This is a genomic window from Pontixanthobacter aquaemixtae, assembly GCF_009827395.1.
GTDB lineage: Bacteria > Pseudomonadota > Alphaproteobacteria > Sphingomonadales > Sphingomonadaceae > Pontixanthobacter > Pontixanthobacter aquaemixtae.
Genome location: NZ_WTYX01000002.1, coordinates 637,119 through 657,577, shown reverse-complemented (window position 1 = coordinate 657,577; position 20,459 = coordinate 637,119). Strand labels below are relative to the sequence as shown.

Annotated in this window: 16 protein-coding genes; 10 read left to right on the top strand and 6 right to left on the bottom strand. The window is 59.6% G+C overall.

The genetic code is table 11. The features are described 5' to 3' along the window. Window positions 1-14: 14 nt before the first annotated feature. The 4 genes from GRI41_RS12130 to GRI41_RS12115 all read left to right on the top strand — a co-directional run bounded on the left by GRI41_RS12130 (window position 15) and on the right by GRI41_RS12115 (window position 9,776). Window positions 15-1,841 (top strand): hypothetical protein, encoded by a 1,827-nt coding sequence (locus GRI41_RS12130; RefSeq protein ID WP_160605241.1) that lies wholly within the window; start codon window positions 15-17, stop codon window positions 1,839-1,841. A gap of 297 nt (window positions 1,842-2,138) precedes the next feature. Continuing rightward, entirely contained in the window at window positions 2,139-6,791 is a 4,653-nt protein-coding gene (gltB, locus tag GRI41_RS12125; RefSeq protein WP_160605240.1) for a glutamate synthase large subunit, read from the top strand. Window positions 6,792-6,796: 5 nt separating this feature from the next. Further along, window positions 6,797-8,233 (top strand): glutamate synthase subunit beta, encoded by a 1,437-nt coding sequence (locus tag GRI41_RS12120; protein ID WP_160605239.1) that lies wholly within the window; start codon window positions 6,797-6,799, stop codon window positions 8,231-8,233. 241 nt (window positions 8,234-8,474) lie between these two features. Then, entirely contained in the window at window positions 8,475-9,776 is a 1,302-nt protein-coding gene (locus GRI41_RS12115; protein ID WP_160605238.1) for a carbohydrate porin, read from the top strand. Between the two features lie 16 nt (window positions 9,777-9,792). Here the strand turns inward: GRI41_RS12115 and ung are convergent, their stop codons facing one another. Then, a complete protein-coding gene (gene ung, locus GRI41_RS12110; protein ID WP_160605237.1) occupies window positions 9,793-10,470 on the bottom strand; it encodes a uracil-DNA glycosylase in 678 nt (225 codons plus the stop codon). A gap of 78 nt (window positions 10,471-10,548) precedes the next feature. Here ung and GRI41_RS12105 point away from each other — a divergent pair, with 78 nt between their 5' ends. From GRI41_RS12105 to GRI41_RS12095, 3 genes are read left to right on the top strand one after another with little or no spacing between them, the layout of a single operon-like run. Further along, a complete protein-coding gene (locus GRI41_RS12105) occupies window positions 10,549-11,172 on the top strand; it encodes a ribonuclease D (protein WP_160605236.1) in 624 nt (207 codons plus the stop codon). 18 nt (window positions 11,173-11,190) lie between these two features. Then, the gene (lptC, locus tag GRI41_RS12100; protein ID WP_160605235.1) at window positions 11,191-11,856 is read left to right on the top strand and encodes an LPS export ABC transporter periplasmic protein LptC; all 666 of its coding nucleotides are present in this window, start codon (window positions 11,191-11,193) and stop codon (window positions 11,854-11,856) included. Beyond that, entirely contained in the window at window positions 11,856-12,428 is a 573-nt protein-coding gene (locus GRI41_RS12095; RefSeq protein ID WP_160605234.1) for an LptA/OstA family protein, read from the top strand. The genes lptC and GRI41_RS12095 overlap by 1 nt, the downstream gene beginning before the upstream one ends. Before the next feature lie 124 nt (window positions 12,429-12,552). Here the strand turns inward: GRI41_RS12095 and GRI41_RS12090 are convergent, their stop codons facing one another. Genes GRI41_RS12090 through GRI41_RS12075 form a run of 4 tightly spaced genes read right to left on the bottom strand, consistent with a single transcriptional unit; the run spans window position 12,553 to window position 17,104 of the window. Beyond that, window positions 12,553-13,584 (bottom strand): DNA polymerase III subunit delta, encoded by a 1,032-nt coding sequence (locus GRI41_RS12090; protein WP_160605233.1) that lies wholly within the window; start codon window positions 13,582-13,584, stop codon window positions 12,553-12,555. A gap of 10 nt (window positions 13,585-13,594) precedes the next feature. Then, the gene (gene lptE, locus GRI41_RS12085) at window positions 13,595-14,089 is read right to left on the bottom strand and encodes an LPS assembly lipoprotein LptE (RefSeq protein WP_160605232.1); all 495 of its coding nucleotides are present in this window, start codon (window positions 14,087-14,089) and stop codon (window positions 13,595-13,597) included. Then, window positions 14,086-16,602, bottom strand: a complete 2,517-nt coding sequence (gene leuS / locus GRI41_RS12080; RefSeq protein WP_160605231.1) for a leucine--tRNA ligase — start codon at window positions 16,600-16,602, stop codon at window positions 14,086-14,088. Before leuS ends, lptE begins: the two co-directional genes overlap by 4 nt. 49 nt (window positions 16,603-16,651) lie before the next feature. After that, window positions 16,652-17,104, bottom strand: coding sequence for a DUF3576 domain-containing protein (locus GRI41_RS12075; RefSeq protein ID WP_160605230.1), 453 nt, complete (start codon window positions 17,102-17,104; stop codon window positions 16,652-16,654). 388 nt (window positions 17,105-17,492) lie between these two features. Between GRI41_RS12075 and GRI41_RS12070 the strand changes: the two genes are divergently transcribed. Both GRI41_RS12070 and phbB read left to right on the top strand, forming a co-directional pair. Next, window positions 17,493-18,260, top strand: coding sequence for a hypothetical protein (locus tag GRI41_RS12070; protein WP_160605229.1), 768 nt, complete (start codon window positions 17,493-17,495; stop codon window positions 18,258-18,260). 121 nt (window positions 18,261-18,381) lie between these two features. Further along, a complete protein-coding gene (phbB, locus tag GRI41_RS12065) occupies window positions 18,382-19,104 on the top strand; it encodes an acetoacetyl-CoA reductase (protein ID WP_160605228.1) in 723 nt (240 codons plus the stop codon). A gap of 56 nt (window positions 19,105-19,160) precedes the next feature. Here phbB and GRI41_RS12060 read toward each other — a convergent pair whose 3' ends face one another. Further along, a complete protein-coding gene (locus tag GRI41_RS12060; protein ID WP_160605227.1) occupies window positions 19,161-19,928 on the bottom strand; it encodes a DUF4019 domain-containing protein in 768 nt (255 codons plus the stop codon). Window positions 19,929-20,224: 296 nt separating this feature from the next. Here GRI41_RS12060 and GRI41_RS12055 point away from each other — a divergent pair, with 296 nt between their 5' ends. Further along, window positions 20,225-20,458, top strand: a complete 234-nt coding sequence (locus GRI41_RS12055) for a ribbon-helix-helix domain-containing protein (RefSeq protein WP_160605226.1) — start codon at window positions 20,225-20,227, stop codon at window positions 20,456-20,458. Window position 20,459 lies beyond the last annotated feature (1 nt).

The window sequence follows — 20,459 nt, the reverse complement described above, 5'->3', positions numbered from 1 at the left end:
ACAGGGACGAACGAATGTTCACGAGTAAGAAGAGCGCATCAGCAAAGCAGGGGCCCATCAGCGCGCATCCGCTGTTTCCGGCGGTTGTTGCGATCTGGTTTGCCGCATTGCTGGGACTGGGCAGCCTGGTCATCCCGGTTGCCGTGTTCGAACGCCTTTTTGCCGCTACGGGTCTCGCTTCGATGGTCGCAGCCTTTCAGGCGCCCATCGGAACAACCACACGCATTGCAATTGCCCTGTTCGCGGCGATCGCCGGCGCTGGCGCCGGACTGTTTATCGCGCGCAAGGTCATCAGTGCACAGGCGGCCAGCCAGCCCGCACCGGTGGTTGCCGGACGCAATCAGGCAAATAGTGACCACGGCGTTAAGCCCATTTCGGCGCATGAAGAGCTGGGCGCAGAAGGATTGGATGAGCCGGTCGCCAAGATGCCCGAAAACGGGCCTGCCTATTCTGGTAGGCGCCGCGCGCTCGCGGTTACCGATGATAGCGGCCCGAGCGATTATTTCGAGTCGGCCCCTCTACCCGGCGGAGAACCAGCAATGGATTTGCCCGAGGACGAGCAGCCGGAAGAAGCCGAACCGTTCGAATTGCTCGAACTCGCCACCGAGGAGCCCGATGCGGAAGACCAGCATGCGGGCACTTTCGAAGATATCCAGGCGCAGCTTGGCAACACCGCCACCTATGCATCTGAAACCGACATCCCTGAACACAGTATTCGACAGGCGGCAGACGAAAGAGTCGCTGCTTTGCGTAAGGAACTAGGAACCATGACCGATCAACCAGAATCGCCTGCCCAGTTCGGCCAGCCGCCATTTGCAGCGCCGGTTGCGGCACCTGCGGAAGAACCCGTAGCCACGGCACCGGTTGAACCGGCCATTCCGGTTGCACCCTTCGCTGAACCGCAGGCGGCTGTTGCCGAAGAATTCCAAGAGACAATCCACCACGATGTGGCCCCTTCGCAAACCCCGGAATCAACGGGCAGCAAAGGCCTTCACGAGCTTGGCATGGTTGAGTTGGTCGACCGCTTTGCTCTGGCGTTGCAGCGCAAGGCGGAAGCCAAGGCAGAAATCGAAGCAACGGCGCAGGCCGCCGCTGAGCAGGAAAGCACACCACTCGTGTTCCGCCGCGCTGCCACAGAAGAAGCCGCCGCGCCTTTCGCACCGTCCGAACCGCACGAGGCCGGAGCAGCCGTCGCCGAGTTTTTTGGAACTTCCCCCAGCCCGGCACAGCCCGCAGCGCCAGCCGCCGAAGCGGAGCCCGCTCCACCGGTTCCGGTAATTCCTGCGGCTTTGCGGCCATTGGGTCTGGACGAGGATGAGGACGAGGATGACGGCGAAGCGCCGAGCCTGTCGCTTTCCTTCGCAATGTCACAGAATGCACCTGCCCCTTCGGCGGAACCAACCTATGGAGCATCGGAGGAGCCGGCGGAGACATTTGCAGCGGCAGAAGCCGATGAGCAGGGCGAGCATTCGGAAAGCAATTCCGATGGTGACGAGTATAGCTCGCTGCTGGCGATGAAGAGCCCGTTCGCTAGTGGACAGGAATTTGTCCGGGTCGATGAAGTTGAAGAGAATGACGGATCGGTCGAACCCGCGGTTATTTTCCCGGGATCGGAGCAACGTGCGGTTCCGGCATCGGACGGCCCGAGCCGCGATCCAATTCAGGAAGCCCAAGCGGACCACGCGCCGGCGCCGCGCCCATTCGATGCGCCCGGTACCGCGCCCGCCAACGGCACTGCCCACGATCCGTCGGCAACATCGCCCAAACCCAATTCGGGCGAGACCGAACGGGCGCTCCGCGAAGCTCTTGAGAAGCTGCAACGCATGAGCGGCGCGGCCTAAGTTTCAAGCGCTTAAATCCAAACAGAGGGGCCCGCCGGCGCAAACCGGCGGGCCCTTTTTTATGTCGCGCTTAGATGCGCTGCCATGCTTGCAGTAGCGTCAACGCAGACCGCGCCATGCCAAACTATTACCGTGCATACGATATCTTGCCTCGCTTGAGTTGCAAAAGCCACTTCCGGTCGGCAATAGCAGGTTTCGCGACATTTTTTTGTGCCCACGGGCATGGAGAAAGCGCATTATTGCCGAAATTGGCCTAGGGAGCCTGTGATTCGGCACCTGACAGACAAGGACTTTTGAATGGGATACCCTGCGCCAGAGGGGCTGTACGATCCGCGCAATGAACATGACGCCTGCGGCGTCGGTATGGTCGCGCATATCAAAGGCGAAAAGTCCCACTCGATTGTCTCCCAAGCGCTCGAGATTCTGAACAATATCGACCATCGCGGCGCGGTGGGCGCGGACCCGCTGCTGGGTGATGGCGCCGGAATTCTGCTGCAGATCCCGGACCCGATTTTCCGCAAATGGGCAGACGGCGCGGGCAAAACGCTGCCCGCACCCGGCGATTATGGCGTGGCGATGTGTTTTATGCCGCAAGACGACGCGTCGCGCGCCTTTGTCACAGAGCAGCTCGAAAAGTTTGTTGCCAAGGAAGGCCAGGTCTTGGTCGGCTGGCGCGATGTTCCCACCACGCTCGACGGATTGGGCGACGCGGTTCTCGAATCGATGCCGGTAATGCAGCAATGCATCATCGCGCGCGGCGAGAATTGCAGCGATCAGGACGCGTTCGAGCGCAAGCTGATTGTGATTCGCAAGCAGACGCTCAATCCGCTGGCCAAACTGGCCGAGAAGCACAACCTGCCGGATCTGACCAAGAGCTATATTCCCAGCTTCTCCAGCCGAACCATTGTGTACAAAGGATTGCTGCTGGCGAACCAAGTTGGTTCGTTTTACGATGACCTGCGCGACGAAGATTGCGTCTCTGCGCTCGGTTTGGTGCACCAGCGCTTCTCGACCAACACATTCCCCAGCTGGCGGCTGGCCCACCCGTACCGCCTGATCGCGCATAATGGCGAGATCAACACCGTGCGCGGCAATGTGAACTGGATGAATGCCCGCCGCCGGACGATGGAGAGCGAGCTTCTTGGTTCGGACCTCGACAAGATGTGGCCGCTCATCCCGCACGGGCAATCGGACACGGCCTGTCTCGACAATGCTCTCGAATTGCTGCTGGCCGGCGGATACAGCCTTGCCCATGCGATGATGATGCTGATGCCCGAAGCATGGGGCAAGAACACGCTGATGGACCCGGCGCAGCGCGCATTTTACGAATATCATGCGGCGTTGATGGAGCCATGGGATGGCCCCGCGGCGGTGGCCTTTACCGATGGCCGCCAGATCGGCGCAACGCTCGATCGCAATGGCCTGCGCCCGGCGCGCTTCTGCGTCACCAAGGATGATATCGTCTGCCTGGCCTCGGAAAGCGGAGTTCTCCCCTTTGCCGAGGAAGACATCACGCGCAAATGGCGCTTGCAGCCCGGCAAGATGTTGCTGATCGATCTCGAAGAAGGCCGGATTATCGAGGACGAGGAACTCAAGGCCGACCTGTCCAAAGCGCATCCCTATGCCCAGTGGCTCGATCAGGCGCAGTATAAGCTCGAAGATCTGACCATCGTCGATCCCGAATTTGCCGAGCTGCCGCAAGACGAAAACCAGGACACGCCCACGCTGCTGCAAGCGCAGCAGGCGTTTGGCTACACGCAAGAGGATGTCAGCAAATTCCTCGAGCCGATGGCGCGCGATGGCGGTGACCCGATAGGATCGATGGGCACCGATACGCCGCTGGCCGTGCTCTCAGACAAGAGCCGTTTGCTGTACGACTATTTCAAACAGAACTTCGCGCAAGTGACCAATCCGCCGATCGATCCGATCCGCGAAGAATTGGTTATGAGCCTGCTGTCGATGGTCGGCCCGCGCCCCAATTTGCTCGGCCGCGATGCGGGTACGCATAAGCGCCTCGAAGTCAGCCAGCCGATCCTGACCAATGACGATCTGGCCAAAATCCGTTCTGTCGAATCCGCACTCGACGGCGCATTCCGCACCGAGACTATCGACATTACATGGGATGCCTCGACCGGAGCGGACGGGCTCGCGCTGGCGCTGAAGGAAATGTGCTGGGCCGCGACCGAGGCGGTTCTGCAGGATCACAATATTCTGGTTCTTTCGGATCGCACCCAAGGCCCGGACCGGATCGCTATGCCCGCACTGCTGGCGACGGCGGCGGTGCATCATCATTTGGTCCGCCAGGGCCTGCGGATGCAGACCGGGCTGGTTGTCGAAACCGGCGAAGCACGCGAAGTGCATCATTACTGCGTCCTTGCAGGTTACGGCGCGGAAGCGGTTAATCCTTACCTTGCGCTAGAGACGATCGAGAAATTGCGGGCGGAGCGCTTGCCCGATCTGGAACCGGCCGCAGCCGAGGCAAATTACATCAATGCGGTCGGCAAAGGTATGCTCAAAGTCATGTCCAAAATGGGCATCTCGACTTACCAATCCTATTGCGGCGCGCAGATCTTCGATGCTGTCGGGCTGAGTACCGATTTGATCGAAGCCTATTTCAAAGGCACGGCAACCACCATCGAAGGCATCGGCCTGAAGGAAGTAGCCGAGGAAACCGTGCGCCGCCATGCCATCGCTTACGGCGATAATCCGCTTTACAAAGGCATGCTCGATGTTGGCGGCATCTACCAATATCGCCTGCGCGGCGAGGACCACGCATGGACGCCGGGCAATGTCGCCAATCTGCAGCACGCGGTGCGCGGCAACGATCCCAAGAATTACCAAGAGTTTGCCAAATCGGTGAATGAGCAGTCCGAACGGCTGCTGACCATTCGCGGGTTGATGGAACTCAAATCCGCTGACGACCCGCTCGATATTTCCGAAGTCGAACCCGCTGCGGAAATCGTGAAGCGGTTCTCCACCGGCGCGATGAGCTTCGGCTCTATCAGCCACGAAGCGCACAGCACGCTAGCGATTGCGATGAACCGCCTTGGCGGACGATCGAACACCGGCGAAGGCGGCGAGGAAGTGGAACGCTTCACCCCGCTGGCAAATGGCGATTCGATGCGCAGCCGGATTAAACAGGTCGCTTCTGGCCGGTTCGGCGTTACCACCGAATATCTGGTCAATTCGGACGATATCCAGATCAAGATGGCGCAAGGCGCAAAGCCCGGCGAAGGCGGCCAATTGCCCGGCCACAAAGTCGACAAACGGATCGGCGCGGTGCGCCATTCGACCCCGGGCGTGGGCCTGATCTCGCCCCCGCCGCACCACGACATCTATTCGATCGAAGACCTCGCGCAGCTGATTCACGACCTCAAAAACGTGCAGCCGCAATCGCGCATTTCGGTCAAACTCGTATCCGAAGTTGGCGTTGGCACTGTGGCCGCTGGCGTTTCCAAAGCGCGCGCTGACCATGTTACCATTTCCGGTTACGAAGGCGGCACCGGCGCATCGCCGCTCACCAGCCTGACCCATGCGGGAAGCCCGTGGGAGATCGGCCTCGCCGAGACACAGCAAACGCTGCTGCTCAATGATTTGCGCAGCCGCATCGCGGTGCAAGTCGATGGCGGATTGCGCACCGGGCGCGATGTTGCGATCGGCGCATTGCTGGGCGCGGACGAATTCGGATTTGCGACAGCACCGCTAATCGCGGCGGGCTGCATCATGATGCGCAAATGCCATCTCAACACCTGCCCGGTCGGCGTTGCGACGCAGGATCCGGTTCTGCGCAAGCGTTTCACCGGAACGCCCGAACATGTCATCAATTACTTCTTCTTCGTTGCCGAAGAGCTCCGCCAGATCATGGCCGAGATGGGCTTCCGTACGGTCGAAGAAATGGTCGGCCGCGTTGACCGGATCGATACCAAGCGGGTGGACCGCCACTGGAAAGCCGACGGGGTTGATCTGGGCGGCGTGCTGCACCAAGTCCAGCTTGGTGAGGGCAAGAAACTGTTCCACACCGAAGGGCAGGATCACGGCCTCGACGGGGCGATGGACAATGAACTGATCGCCAAATGCCAAACTGCGATTCAGAGCGGCAAGGCAGTGCAGCTGGATATGGAAATCCGCAATACCAACCGCACCGTTGGCACCATGCTGTCGGGCGAAATCGCCAAGGCGCATGGTCATGCGGGCCTCGCTCCGGACACGATCCGGATCAATCTGACCGGTGTTGCGGGGCAAAGCTTTGCCGCATGGCTGGCGCATGGGGTCACGCTCAAACTGACCGGCGATGCCAATGACTATGTCGGCAAGGGGCTTTCGGGCGGGCGCGTGATTGTTTGCCAGCCGGACGGCGTTGATCGCGATCCGGGCCAGAATATCATTGTCGGCAACACTGTCCTTTACGGCGCGGTCGCTGGCGAAGCCTATTTCGAAGGCGTCGCAGGAGAGCGGTTTGCCGTGCGCAATTCCGGTGCGATTGCCGTGGTCGAAGGTGCGGGCGATCACTGCTGCGAATATATGACCGGCGGCGTGGTGGCCGTGCTGGGCCGCACCGGACGCAACTTTGCCGCGGGTATGAGCGGCGGTGTTGCTTACGTCTACGACCCCAAGGGGACTTTCGATCAGCGGTGCAATCTGGCGCAAGTCGATCTGCTTCCTCTGTCTGCTGAAGCAGATGCGGATGAAGGAACCGGGCGCCCCAAACAGCGCGGAACCGGCGTCACTGATTTCGGCATGGGCGATATGCTGCGCCACGATGCAGAACGGCTGAAGATTCTGATCGAACGGCACTTGCTGCATACCGGCTCTGCCAAGGCGCAGCGGATGCTCGATGATTGGGACAACACGTTGACAAAATTCGTCAAAGTAATGCCGCGCGATTACGCCCGCGCGCTGCGCCAGCTAGAGGCCGAGCGCAATGAGGCAGCAATGGAAGCGGCGGAGTAAGAGACATGGGTAAGACAACAGGTTTTCTCGAACTCGACCGGCGCGACCGCGACTATCTTGATCCGTCCGACCGGGTGCAGAACTACAAGGAATTTGTCGTTCCGCACGAAGAAAGCGCGCTTAGGGATCAGGCATCGCGCTGCATGGATTGCGGGATTCCGTACTGTCACAATGGCTGCCCGGTAAACAACATCATCCCCGACTGGAACCATCTGGTTTACGAAGGCGATTGGAAGAACGCGCTGGAGGTTCTCCACTCCACCAACAATTTTCCCGAATTTACCGGCCGCGTCTGCCCTGCCCCGTGCGAGGCAAGCTGTACGCTCAATATCATTGACCAGCCGGTCACGATCAAAAGCATCGAATGCGCGATTGTTGATCGCGGATGGGAAGAAGGCTGGATCAAGCCGCAAGTGGCCGAGAAGCAAACCGGCAAAGCTGTCGCCGTGATCGGATCGGGAGCCGCCGGAATGGCCTGTGCCCAGCAATTGGCGCGCGCCGGCCACGCGGTGACACTGTTTGAAAAAAGCGACCGGATCGGCGGGCTGCTGCGCTACGGCATCCCCGACTTCAAGATGGAAAAGCATCTGATCAATCGCCGCTGCGTGCAGATGGAAGCTGAAGGCGTGACTTTCAAAACCTCTGCCGAAGTGGGCGTGGAAGTCAGTTTCAAAGCATTGCAGGAAAATTTTGATGCCGTGGTCCTGTCGGGCGGCGCGGAAGAACCGCGCATGCTGGATATTCCCGGCGCCGAACTGAACGGCGTTCGCGCAGCAATGGAATTCCTGACCCAGCAGAACAAGCGCAATGCCGGCGATGACGAAGTGCGCGCGGCACCGCGCGGGACACTGTCCGCCAAAGACAAGCATGTGATTGTGATCGGTGGCGGTGATACCGGCAGTGACTGCGTCGGGACTTCCAAGCGCCAGGGTGCGAAAAGCATCACCCAGCTCGAGATCATGCCGCAGCCACCCGAAAAAGAGGACAAGGCTCTGACCTGGCCCGATTGGCCGCTCAAGATGCGCACATCGTCTAGCCATGAAGAAGGCGCCAATCGCGACTGGTCGGTGCTCGCCAAACGCGTGATCGAAAAAGACGGCGAGGTCGCCGGCCTCGAATGCGTCCGGGTCGAATGGCAGGATCGCCAAATGGTCGAAGTTGAAGGCAGCGAGTTCACGCTCGAAGCGGATTTGATCCTGTTGGCGATGGGTTTTGTTGGCCCGCGCCGGCGCGGACTGCTCGAACGCGCGGGAGTAGAACTCGACGCGCGCGGCAATGTCGCGGCGGACACCCAAAATTACGCGACCAGCGAACCCGGCGTATTCGCTTGCGGTGATATGCGGCGGGGTCAATCGCTGATTGTTTGGGCAATTCGTGAAGGACGCCAATGCGCGCGCGCGGTCGATGAAGCCTTGATGGGCTCTAGCGAACTTCCCCGATAGCAGCGGCGCTTCTGCTTCGCGCCGGACTGCATAGATCAGGGCCACTTCCAACTGCTTTGCACTTGGTCGCGGGGTGGCAGCCAAAACGGATGTAAATAGTGCAATGTTTTACTTGTGAAATTCGTACTTCTCCTGAATAGCGTAGAAAAAATCAGCCCGACATGAGGGGACGCATGCGGGATTGTGTAGGGAGAGAATCCTCTGCGGCGAGGAATGATGTTTTCGTCGCGGACATAGCCATATGAACGCCCCCGCTTCATCAAAAACTCCAGTCAAATTTGCGATCGGCAGCCATCTGGGCGGAGCCGTATGTGCAGCGCTCGTCTTGTGTGCCCCCACCGCCGCGCTCGCCGATCCGGTTGAGCAGCCCGATCAGCAGGAACTTCAGGCTGGCGAAGCACCTTTGCCGGTAGAAATTCTGGCCGAAGAAACCGCGAAAGAACACCATCCCGATCAAATATCGACCAAACTGGTCTGGTCCCAATTTGCCGATATCCCTGTGTCGGGCGATGCCGACAGCACATTGCGCTATGGCGGCAAAATTGATGGCTTTGTCGATGTCAAAGGCAGCGCAATCGGGCTGGATGATAGCATCTCGATCCATATCCACCCCGAATTCAAATATGGCGAGAGCAGCAATGGCCTGATCGGCGTTCTTCCGGCCAGCACGCAGCTGTTCTATCCCGGCGATGGTGATGTGTTCGACCTTTCGGTCAACATAACCAAACGCTGGAACAGCGGGGCTTCGTTAACGGTGGGCAAGATCAATGTCCTCGACCTGGCTACGCGAAGCCCGATCCAACGCGGCGGCGGGCATGAGGGGTTCCAGAATATCGCCGTCGCCATCCCGCCAAGCGCGATCGTGCCCGCTTCGGTCACCGGCGCGCAGCTGGACGTTACGACCGAAGATGTGTTCTTTCGTGTCATCGTCTACGATCCCGATTTGCAATCGCGCCGCAGCGGGTTGGAAGACCCGTTTTCCAGCGGTGTGGGCGTTCTGGCATCGGCAACATTCCCGGTGAAGATTGGCGGAAAGCGCGGCTTTTATGCAATCAAGCTGGCAGGCTCTACCCGCGATGAAATTGCCGCTGACCAACTTCCGCCCGCTCTGGTTCCTGCCCCCGGGTCGGGATTTGGCAATGGTAGCGGTGAATTCGGCGCGGTCTTTGCTTTCGAACAATTCCTGAGCGAAGACGCTGCAAATCCCGGCAATGGTATCGGTATATTCGGCCAGCTATTCGTTTCGACCGGCGACCCGACATTCCTTGATGCCAGAGGCTTTATCGGCCTTGGCGGCAATCCCAAATCGCGCCCGCAAGACCGTTTCGGCATTGCCTATTTCCGGTATTCCTTGACCGATGGCTTGATCGAAGCTCTGCAAAACCGCGTGGCGATAGAGGATGAGGAAGGCGTCGAAGCCTATTATACGCTGGGCCTGTCGGACACATTCCGGCTCACCGCGAATATCCAGGCGGTCGATTCGGGGATTGCCACGCGAAAATTCGGGGTGACAACGGGGCTGCGGCTATCCGCGTCATTCTGACAATCATCGCGCATCCTCACCACCGGATCGGCTCGCGCCCGTTTTTCTGCAGAAATGTGTTGGCCTGACTGAACGGTTTGGAGCCGAAGAACCCGCGATAGGCGGAAAGCGGACTGGGGTGGACGCTTTTCAGGATCAGATGGCGGTCTGCGTTGGCCAATTCCGGAATACGCGCGGCCTTGCCCTGCGCATGGCTGCCCCACAGGATAAAGACGCTCGGCTCGGCGCGATCAGCCACGGCGGAAACCACCGCATCGGTGATCGCGCTCCAACCCATCTTCGCATGGCTGCCCGCCTTATGCGCCTCCACCGTTAGCGAGTTGTTGAGCAGCAGCACCCCTTGCCGGGCCCAATGCTCCAGATTGCCGTGACCGGGAATTGTCACGCCCAGATCATCGTTCAGTTCTTTGTAAATATTGTCGAGTGAGGGCGGCACTTTGACGCCCTCTGGCACCGAAAAACACAGCCCGTGCGCCTGCCCCGGCCCGTGATAGGGGTCCTGCCCGAGGATGACGACTTTCACTTCGTCAAGCGGGGTCAGTTCCAGAGCCCGCAAGCGCTGGCCGCGCGGCGGGTAAATCTGTTGTTCTGCGGCCTCTTGCGCTTTCAGAAATCCGCCAAGCTGTCGCGCTTCTGGTGTCGCGAGCACCGGTTCCAACACCTCGCGCCAGCTTTCGGGGATCTGATCGGACATGGGCGAAGCTTAATCTCTCCGCCGCGCACTCGCCAGCAAACCCTTCCCCTTAATCCCCAACCCGACTAAAGAGCGCGCATGACAGTGCATTTTCACGAAGAAGATTTACCCGATGGCGTTCTTGCGCCCGGGCCGATAGCCGTTGACACCGAGACAATGGGCCTGGTCACAGCGCGTGACCGGCTGTGCGTCGTGCAAATCAGCGACGGGCAGGGGGATGAACATCTGGTTCGTTTCAAAGTCGGCAGTTCGTACGACGCACCCAATCTGAAGAAAGTGCTCGCCGATCCTGGCCGGCTCAAACTATACCATTTTGCGCGTTTCGATCTTGCTGCGATCGAACATTACGTCGGCGTTATGGCCGCGCCTGTGTTCTGCACCAAGATCGCCAGCAAATTGACGCGGACCTATACCGATCGCCATGGGCTGAAGAATCTGGTCGTCGAATTGCTCGGCGGCGAGATTTCCAAGGCGCAGCAAAGTTCCGATTGGGGCGCACCGGAAATCAATGAGGCGCAGCGCGATTACGCCGCCTCTGATGTCCGCTTCCTCCACCGCTTGCACGACGTGATGGTCGAAAGGCTGGAGCGCGAAGGCCGCACCGAAATGGCGCAGGCGTGTTTCGATTTTCTGCCAACGCGTGCGCGGCTTGATCTGGCCGGTTGGGCGGATCACGACATTTTCAGCCACGCTTCAGCATAGAGAGGCCAGTACCGCCCGATGGGCAAGCAAAGACGGATCGAGACGCAGGAAGCAAAGGAGCTGCGCGGCGCGCGGCAAGATTTTGCTGCGCCCGGTGGTCTGCATGACAAGCTCGTGAGCCTGCTGGGCAAAGTGCTGCCCATGGGCGTTGGCGTGCTCGCGGCGCTCATGGTCATTACGCCGCTCTCTCCGCGCGGAGAAGTCAGCTTTCTGCTCGATCGCAACAAGGTGGCCATGATCGACGAGCGCCTGCGCGTCGATAATGCATTGTATCGCGGGCAGGACAATCAAAGCCGTCCTTTCTCGCTAACAGCCGGTGAAGCGGTGCAGAAATCGAGCGCGGAAGGCATTGTACGGATGAAGGACTTGGTCGCGCGTATTTTGCTGCCCGAAGGGCCCGCAAAAATCGGCGCGGAAGCCGGTACTTACACGCTCGACAACGAAATCGTCGCGGTACCCGGAGAGATCAATCTCACCGCTGCCGATGGCTACCGCATGACCGCGCGCGGCGTATCGCTGGACCTTGCCGCCAAGAAGCTTGTCGGTGAAGGCGGTGTGGAAGGCACCGTGCCGGCCGGCAGTTTCTCTGCCAACCGCCTCGAAGTCGATCTTTCCCAGCGTGTTGTCACGCTCGAAGGAAATGCCAAATTACGTATGGTCCCCGGCCAACTAAGGATGCCCTGATGCCTCAAACGCTCCGCACCAAAATTCGCAAAGCGGCAGGATTTGCCGCGGCAGGCTTCACTTTGACCGTCGCTGCGCTGGGCGGAATGCAACTGCATGCGCAGGCGATTGCGGGCCACAATTCGCGCGCTCCGGTCGATTTTGACGCCGGGCGGATCGAGCTGCAAGACAAGCAGAACCGGGTGACGCTGTCGGGCAATGTGATTGTCAGGCAGGCCGGTTTGACCGTCCGCTCCAGCCGCATGCTGATCAATTACAGCGATGCAGGCGCGCTGCAGATACAGCGCTTGACCGCCACAGGCGGTGTACAGGTGACACGCGGTAACGAGGCCGCCAGCGGCGATGTTGCGGTTTATGACTTTAACCGCCGGATTATCACCATGGCGGGCAATGTCCGCTTGCGGCGCGGCGGCGATACTTTGAATGGCGGGCGACTGGTGATCGATTTGCAAAGCGGCGTGTCGAGCGTCGATGGCAGGGCAAGCGGATCATCTTCGGTAACCGGAGAGCCGGGCACGACGACAAATTCAAATGGCCGCGTGACCGGCAGCTTTACCGTTCCGCAGAACTAGAACCCAGTCCTCCTAATTCCGCTCATCCTGAGCCTGTCGAAGGGTTGCCACTTTTCTTGCGGGCCGGTGCCAAAAGTGACGTACAGCCCTTCGACAAGCTCAGGGCAAGCGAAGGTCTTGAAGATCAACGCCTAGGCGCAGCGGCGCGGGCAATTTCGGTCAGCCCCTGCGTCAGCAACAAATCGGCCGATTGGCTGTTTGACAACAGATCGCGGTGCATCCCGACCAGCTTGGCCACCAGCCGGTCCAGCTTCTTGCCCCGCCAGCGCCGCAACTGGATCGACAGATCGCGTTCGTCCTTCCAGAAAATACGCCGCGCGCGCTTTTCGGACTGGATCACACCATTGATATCGCCGCGCGGGCCAATCTTGGCGGAAAGCTGCGCCAATTGTGCTGCGCGGCGTTCAAATGCGAGCAGCAATCCAACCGGATTGATCGCGAGCTCGCGCACCCGCACCAGTTCAGCCTGCAGCTTGTTGGTTTCGCCGGCCAGCACCGCATTGACCACGGGCATAAAGCCGTCATCTTCGGCTTTCGCGCCAATCGCCTCCAGCGCGTCAACATCGACATTGCGCGGTGATTGGGGAGACGCATCGAGATAGAGCGCCAGCTTGTCGATTTCGGACTGCGCCAGGCGCACATCCAACCCCGCCGCGCGCGCGATCCGTTCGGCAATGTCGCCATTGAGCTGCAGGCCAGCACTATCGGCCATCATCCGTACCGAGCCCGATACCGAACGCAGGTCAGGGGGCCAGAACATCGCGACCATCGCATCGTCACGATCTGCGAGCAATTTGGCGGTTCGCGATTTGTCTGTCGCGGATGTCGCTACAATCAGCACCGGGCACGCATCGCCGGAGCCCAGCAAATGATTGCCCACCGCGTCGAGCGCTTCATCACCCGATGCACGCACCAATATATGTTTGGATGTGCCGAAGAGCGAGCCCGAGCGCGCCTCATCGCCCAGCAGCACCGGGTCTTTCCTGAGCGCCGCGCCGGAGAGTTCAACACATTCGCCCGGATCATCGAGCAGCGATATTGTCTTCCTGGCCGCTGCGCTGGCCCCGGCTTCATCGGGGCCGCAGAAATAGAACACCGAACATTGTTTGGCCGCACGACCAACGGCAGAATCGAAATCTCGCTGCGTCGCTTTCACGGGCACGCCATCAGGATGCTTCGCGCAGAGTCAGCGAAACCTGCCTGACGATCTGGTCAGCGACTTCTTTCGAAAGATTTTCCAGCGCGGTTTGCTCGGCTGCAATCGTCGCATATTCGCTGGAGACAACATCGATACCGGCATCCGACCCCGCGGTGGCATCGAGAATGATTTTGCCATCGGCCAGATCGACCAATTGATAGCGCGCGCGCAATATACGGCGTTCGCGGCCAATCGTATCATCGCCCAGCACGCCCAGCCCTTCGAGCCGGTCATCAAGCCGTATTTCGAGACGGTACCGCGTTGCGACATCGCCTGCCACACCGAGCCGGTCACGCAGCGCGTTGCGCATAAGCCAGCCCGATTGACCGGCGATGGGTGCCACCTCGACAGCGCCCAGCCCTTGCGCGACCGCGCCCTCGCTTCCGCCCGCATACATCGGCCGCAGCCCGCCACAGGCGGCCAGCGACAGCATCAGCGTGAAGGCGAATGCAGCGCGTATCATGTGACGATGTTGACCAATCTGTCGGGCACTACGATCACTTTGCGAACCTCCGCTCCATCGAGCGAACGCTGGACCTTCTCGCTCGCCAAAGCAAGCGCTTCCATCTCTTCCTTAGGCAGGCCCTTTGCGACCGTCAGCGTATCGCGCAACTTGCCTTTGTGCTGGATGGCAATGGTGACCTCGTCATCGACCAGCAGCGCTTCATCGACTTTGGGCCATGACGCCTCGGCAATCAGCCCTTCGCCGCCCATCTGCGCCCATGCCTCTTCAGCCAAGTGCGGCATCATCGGGGAAGCGAGCAGCAGGATGGTGCGGATCGCTTCATTGCGCGAGGCGGACGGTTCGGCTTTTTCGGTCGCGCCGGTCAGCTCGTAAAGCCGCGCGACAGCCTTGTTGAAAGACAGCGCTTCGATATCATCGGCAACCGCCGCGATGGTTTGATGCACCTTGCGCGCAAGAGGTTTGTCTTCGCCCGAAGCATCGGCATCGAACTGGCCGAACAAACGCCACAGCCGGTGGACGAAGCGCGAGCAGCCTTCGATCCCCGCTTCGGACCATGGCAAATCGCGCTCCGGCGGGCTGTCGCTGAGCATAAACCAGCGGACCGCATCAGCGCCGTAAGTCTCGATAATATCATCGGGATCGACGACATTCTTCTTCGATTTCGACATTTTGATAACGCGGCCAATATCGACCGGCTGACCATCCGATTTCAGAACCGCGCTTTCTCCGCCGCGTTCGACTTCGCCCGGCGTGAAGAAAACCTCGCGGCCATCCTCGCGGCGCGAATAGGTTTCATGCGTGACCATCCCCTGCGTAAACAGGCTGGCGAAGGGCTCGCCGAAATCGAGCTGGCCCATAGATTTGAGCGCGCGCGTCCAGAAACGGGCATAAAGCAAATGCAGGATCGCATGCTCGATCCCGCCAATATATTGCTCGACAGGGAGCCATTTGGCGACTTCCTCGGCATCGAACGGCTTATCCGCAGGCTGGCTGGCAAAACGCAGGAAGTACCAGCTGGAGTTTGTAAAAGTATCGAGCGTGTCGGTTTCGCGCGTCGCCGCGGCGCCGCATTTGGGGCAATCGACATGCTTCCATGTCGGATGGCGCAGCAACGGATTGCCCGGCTCTTTGAAATCGACATCCTCGGGCAGTTCGATCGGCAGGCTTTCTTTAGGGGCAGGCACCACGCCGCAGGCATCGCAATGGATAAACGGGATCGGCGTGCCCCAATAGCGTTGGCGCGAAACGCCCCAGTCGCGCAGCCGCCAGACGGTCTGGCCTTCGCCCCATTTCTCATCCTCGGCGCGTTTGACGATCGCCGCCTTGGCGTCATCGACGCTCATTCCATCGAGGAAGCCTGAGTTGACCAGCACACCGTCCCCGGCCTCTGCTTCGGACAATGGCGCATCGGCATCCGCGCCTTCCGGCGCAACCACGCGCAGGATCGGGAGGCCATATTTGGTCGAGAAATCGAAGTCGCGCTGGTCATGCCCCGGCACGCCCATCACCGCGCCGGTGCCGTAATCCATCAGGATAAAATTGGCGATATAGACGGGCAGATCGGTGCCGGTGAACGGGTGCTTGGCGGTGATGCCGGTATCGAAACCGAGCTTCTCCGCCGTTTCCAATTCAGCCGCCGTCGTCCCGCCAGCTTTGCATTTTTCGATAAAGGCCTGCGCCTCGGCACTGTCGGCAGCCACACCCTGCGCAATCGGATGGTCGGGCGCGACCGCAACGAAGCTGGCGCCAAAAATCGTGTCGGGACGTGTGGAATAGACTTCCACTTCCTGCCCATCGCTAAGGTCAAATTTGAACTGCAAACCTTGCGATTTGCCGATCCAGTTTTCCTGCATCAGCCGGACTTTATCGGGCCAGTCTTTCAGCTCGTCCAGACCCGCCAGCAGATCCTCGGCAAAATCGGTAATCTTGAGGAACCACTGGTTGAGCTTGCGCTTTTCGACTTCCGCACCGCTGCGCCAGCCTTTGCCGTCAATCACCTGCTCGTTGGCAAGCACCGTGTTATCGACCGGATCCCAATTGACCTCGCTTTCCTTGCGATAGACGAGGCCCGCATTGAACATATCGATGAACAAAGCTTGTTCGTGGCCGTAATATTCGGGATCACAGGTCGCGAATTCGCGGTTCCAGTCGAGCGCGAAGCCGATCCGCTTCAATTGCGCTTTCATGTTGGCGATATTGTCGCGCGTCCAACCGCCGGGATGCACGCCCTTTTCCATCGCCGCGTTTTCTGCGGGCATTCCGAAGGCGTCCCAGCCCATCGGGTGCAGAACCTCGTGCCCGCGCATTTTTTTATAGCGCGCCAGCACATCGCCCATGGTGTAATTGCGCACATGGCCGATATGGATGCGCCCGCTGGGATAGGGGAACATCTCCAGCACATAGCTCTTTGGCTTCTCGCTATCAGAATCGGCTTCGAAACAGCGCGCTTCGTCCCATGCGCGTTGCCAGCGTCCGTCCGCGGTTGACGGATCGAAACGGTTCTCGGTCATAAAGTTCAGGACCTACTAATTGCGCGTGCAGCCGATCGAGGCCGCGGATTTAGCTTGAGATGGATTGCCGGCGCAGATCGCGCGCCTTGGTCAGAATGATGTCTTCGAGTTTCTGCACTGTGGCAGCCTGAACCGGTGCATCGACCCAGCCGCCACCTTGCGCGACCTGACGGCTCGCCGCCACACGCAACGCATCGGCGCGCAGATCCTGATCGAGAATTGTCACGGTGACTTTCACCCGCTCGCCGGGATTGGTCGGGTTGGCATACCAGTCGGTCACGATCACGCCGCCTGCGCTATCCGCCTGAAGCAACGGGGCGAAGCTGACCGTTTCGAGCGATGCACGCCACAAATAGGAATTTACGCCAATCGTTGTCAGTTGCGACGCCGCCAGATCTGCTCTCGGGCGGTCGTTCCCGCCACAAGCAGCCAGCGTGCCAAGCGCGGCAGTAACCAGAAGTGCCCGTGAGAAACGTGAAGTGGCGAAATTTTGTGCGCTCATGATAATTCCAAAAAATGTCCCGTTGCCGGGTAAAAGGTTCCAGCGTTCAAGCCTCTATAGCCCGCCTTCGCTACGCGGCAAGACATAGAGGCAAATTGCCCGTCTTTCCGGCTGACGAAACGCCGCGCCCGCTTGGCCCGGCCAGCAGGATTGCTCAAGCGAATCGGTGGTGAATGGCCGCTTAATCCATTTGATTCTGTGTGAGTCGTGCAACAGTGCGCGGCAAGACCGAACGCAATTTGGCGAATGGCTGGCCAAACGGGCTGATTGACTATATCAAATGTACCCAAGTGAACTGCGATTCCCCCAACTTGAATGGCAGGTCAGGCAAGGTTCAGGCCCTGATGACTATGTGCAGGGCAATAAAACGAAGGAAGCAAACGGACTGATGGCGAAGCCGGGTCAAATTACAGGGAATGGCAAGATTGCCGCAGCGTTCGCCGCTGCTGCAGCTGTCGCCCTTGCTTTGCCCAGTGCTGGCCTCGCTCTGGTCGGCGAAGGATCGCCGTCGCTGCTGCCGATTCAATCCGAATTTGCCCCTTTCACACCGGCAACGGTTGATCCCCAACTGGCGCGCCGCGTGGCGGAGAATATCCGCGCCAAGGGCCTCGATATTGGCTTCACGCCTGCCGGAGCATCCGCTGCCGGCGACAAGACGGTAACCGTGGCTGTTCGCTTCGATGACCAGACTGCGCGTGCCATTTCGGTGCGCAATGCTGCAAATATTGCGCAGGCCAAACCCGGCGCGCGCAACATCGCAATCACGCCCACACGCTACAATCTGGGTGTGGCACGGGGCTATCAGACCTTTGGCAAGGCGCCTGCCCTGGCAACCAGCGTTCCTTCCGGGGTCCGCTCGGTCGAAATGCCCGATCTTTCCGAATACCGCCCGAGCAGCGGTACGGCTGAACGTAAGCCAAGCCGGTTCGAACCGCGGATCGCGCTGGAAAATGATGGCAGGGAAGGTCGTTCGCGCACCACTCGCGAAGGGCTGGGTGAACAATCGGTCGATCTTGGCGGCGCCTATCGCGTGACGCGCAATCTCGATGTGACCGCAGGTGTCCGCCTGTCGCAGGACCGCGACCGGATCGCTCCGCTGACGGATAATGTTCAGGACGATCAGGCGGTGTATGTCGGAACACAGTTCCGCTTCTAACATCCTGGAAATGCCGGAATAGCAATTCACAACCCTGCTTCGGCAGGGTTTTTTGTTGTGTTCGCCGCTGCCGTGCCTAATGCTTGACGTAACGGAAACAAGAAAATCGGGAAGAGGTTCTATGGCACGCGTGGCAATCGTAACGGGCGGTACAAGAGGCATTGGCAAGGCCATATGCGAAAGCTTGCGGGATAGCGGGGTGACCGTGGTCGCGAATTACGGCGGAAACGATCAGGCTGCGCAGAATTTCACCGCCGAAACCGGCATCAAAGCCTATAAATGGGATGTCGGCGATCACGAAGCCGCAGCCCAAGGCTGTGCCAAAGTTGCAGAAGAAGTCGGCGACATCGACATTGTGGTGAACAATGCCGGTATCACGCGTGACGGTGTGCTGCACAAGATGAGCTATGATGATTGGCACGAAGTGATGCGGATCAATTTGGGCGGGTGCTTCAACATGGCCAAGGCCTGCTTCCCCGGAATGCGCGAGCGCAAATGGGGCCGGATCGTCAATATCGGTTCCATCAACGGGCAGGCTGGCCAATATGGCCAGGTCAATTACGCTGCTGCCAAGTCCGGGATCCACGGCTTCACCAAGGCGCTGGCGCAAGAGGGGGCTAGGGCCGGCGTCACGGTCAACGCTATCGCGCCCGGCTATATCGACACCGATATGGTTGCCGCGGTGCCTGAGCCGGTGCTCGAAAAGATCGTCGCCAAAATCCCCGTAGGCCGCCTTGGCCAAGCCGGTGAAATCGCCCGCGCTGTCGATTTTCTATGCAGCGAAGAGGCAGGCTTCGTCACCGGATCAACCATGAGCGTCAATGGCGGCCAGCATATGTATTGATGGGGGGCTGCGCGGGTGCGCCGCGCACCCGCGCCGCGCCAGCCAAACCACTCGATTCAGTCGATCATATAACCGACGACTTTGAAGGCATCGCCTTCGCGCTCAAGCGTCACCGATTCGATCGCGCCTTTGCGGTGCTCGAAATCGGTCTGGAAGCGAACCATCCGGTATCCGTTCGGCGGAGCGTTCAGGTACTCGAACTCCGCAGCGGTGCGGCTAACGGGATTGCCCAGAGGAACGCGCGCCTGCTGCGAAGCCTGCTTCCATCCATCGACTGTGTTGGCATCCTGGAATGCACGGCCGGCGGCTTCGAAGCTGGCCTTCCAGTCGCTTGCGTCAACAAGCGCCAGCCAATCGCGCGCGGCGCTTTCGAGCTCCGCATCCTGCGCAGCGATCGCCTCGGTCGGGGCATCAGTGGCGGGCCCGTCTGCGGTCGGAGCGAGCTGTGCACCGGTAAGTATTAAAGCTGCAATCAATGACATGACAATCAATCCTCCAATCATCCAGACGGCAATTCGCCCGGATCGACCATCGCTTTGATGGCCGTTCGATGGCTGATCATCACCGTTCACTGGATCGGAGGCATTCCCCAATTCCTTGCCCGCAGAATTTTCGGGGTCTGCGCGTTCGTGCTCAAGCAGCAGTCGCGCCGCCTCGCGGCTGCTCGTGACGGACAGCTTGCGCCGTGCCGAGCGCAGCCGGTCGTTGATCGTATGCACCGACAGACCAAGCGCACGCGCCATGGACTTGGCGTCGTGACCGCCGACCATAAGCCGCAGCGTTTCTTTCTCTTTATCGGAAAGGTCCGAAATCCGGTCGGTCATTATGCTCCTGCATCTACAATATCGCAGTGCAAACTCTAGGTACGTCCGCTACTGCCAGCCACCCCAAAAAAATGGTGGTTGGAACCAATGGCTGTTCACAATGCAGTCTGCAGGACTTGAGGCGAAAGTGTTTTCCTACACGCCATTCGCGCGCTACACTCTTTCCGTTCTTTGAAATCGTAAGAAACCACTTGCCAAAAACCCCGCTTGTCCGAGCGGGGTTTTGTCGTTTTGGGCCGCCTTATGGAGATTCTCTCTAGGCCGCCCGCAGGATGTACTTTATCAACTTGCACATAATGCAACCGCCTCCCTATCACCCGCCAGTCAAACGATCGGTCCAGATCGCCGGTCACAAGACCTCGATCAGCCTAGAGCCTTTGTTCTGGGATATGTTAAGAGACGCCGCCGAGATGGAAGGCGTGCCAATCAATGCAATTGTCGCCCGGATTGATGCGGAACGGATCAAATCGGACACACCGCCCGGCTTGGCGAGCGCGATCAGGGTGTGGTTGGTCTCTCGAAACCAATAGG

Bases quoted from the DNA above. Each gene is read 5' to 3' on its own strand.
- GRI41_RS12115 (WP_160605238.1), top strand. From the start codon at position 8,475: ATGAACGCCCCCGCTTCATCAAAAACTCCAGTCAAATTTGCGATCGGC.
- lptE (WP_160605232.1), bottom strand. From the start codon at position 14,089: ATGATACGCGCTGCATTCGCCTTCACGCTGATGCTGTCGCTGGCCGCC.
- GRI41_RS12060 (WP_160605227.1), bottom strand. From the start codon at position 19,928: ATGACCGACCGGATTTCGGACCTTTCCGATAAAGAGAAAGAAACGCTG.
- phbB (WP_160605228.1), top strand. From the start codon at position 18,382: ATGGCACGCGTGGCAATCGTAACGGGCGGTACAAGAGGCATTGGCAAG.
- leuS (WP_160605231.1), bottom strand. From the start codon at position 16,602: ATGACCGAGAACCGTTTCGATCCGTCAACCGCGGACGGACGCTGGCAA.
- GRI41_RS12055 (WP_160605226.1), top strand. From the start codon at position 20,225: ATGCAACCGCCTCCCTATCACCCGCCAGTCAAACGATCGGTCCAGATC.
- GRI41_RS12070 (WP_160605229.1), top strand. From the start codon at position 17,493: ATGGCGAAGCCGGGTCAAATTACAGGGAATGGCAAGATTGCCGCAGCG.
- GRI41_RS12130 (WP_160605241.1), top strand. From the start codon at position 15: ATGTTCACGAGTAAGAAGAGCGCATCAGCAAAGCAGGGGCCCATCAGC.
- GRI41_RS12075 (WP_160605230.1), bottom strand. From the start codon at position 17,104: ATGAGCGCACAAAATTTCGCCACTTCACGTTTCTCACGGGCACTTCTG.
- lptC (WP_160605235.1), top strand. From the start codon at position 11,191: ATGGGCAAGCAAAGACGGATCGAGACGCAGGAAGCAAAGGAGCTGCGC.
- gltB (WP_160605240.1), top strand. From the start codon at position 2,139: ATGGGATACCCTGCGCCAGAGGGGCTGTACGATCCGCGCAATGAACAT.
- ung (WP_160605237.1), bottom strand. From the start codon at position 10,470: ATGTCCGATCAGATCCCCGAAAGCTGGCGCGAGGTGTTGGAACCGGTG.
- GRI41_RS12105 (WP_160605236.1), top strand. From the start codon at position 10,549: ATGACAGTGCATTTTCACGAAGAAGATTTACCCGATGGCGTTCTTGCG.
- GRI41_RS12120 (WP_160605239.1), top strand. From the start codon at position 6,797: ATGGGTAAGACAACAGGTTTTCTCGAACTCGACCGGCGCGACCGCGAC.
- GRI41_RS12095 (WP_160605234.1), top strand. From the start codon at position 11,856: ATGCCTCAAACGCTCCGCACCAAAATTCGCAAAGCGGCAGGATTTGCC.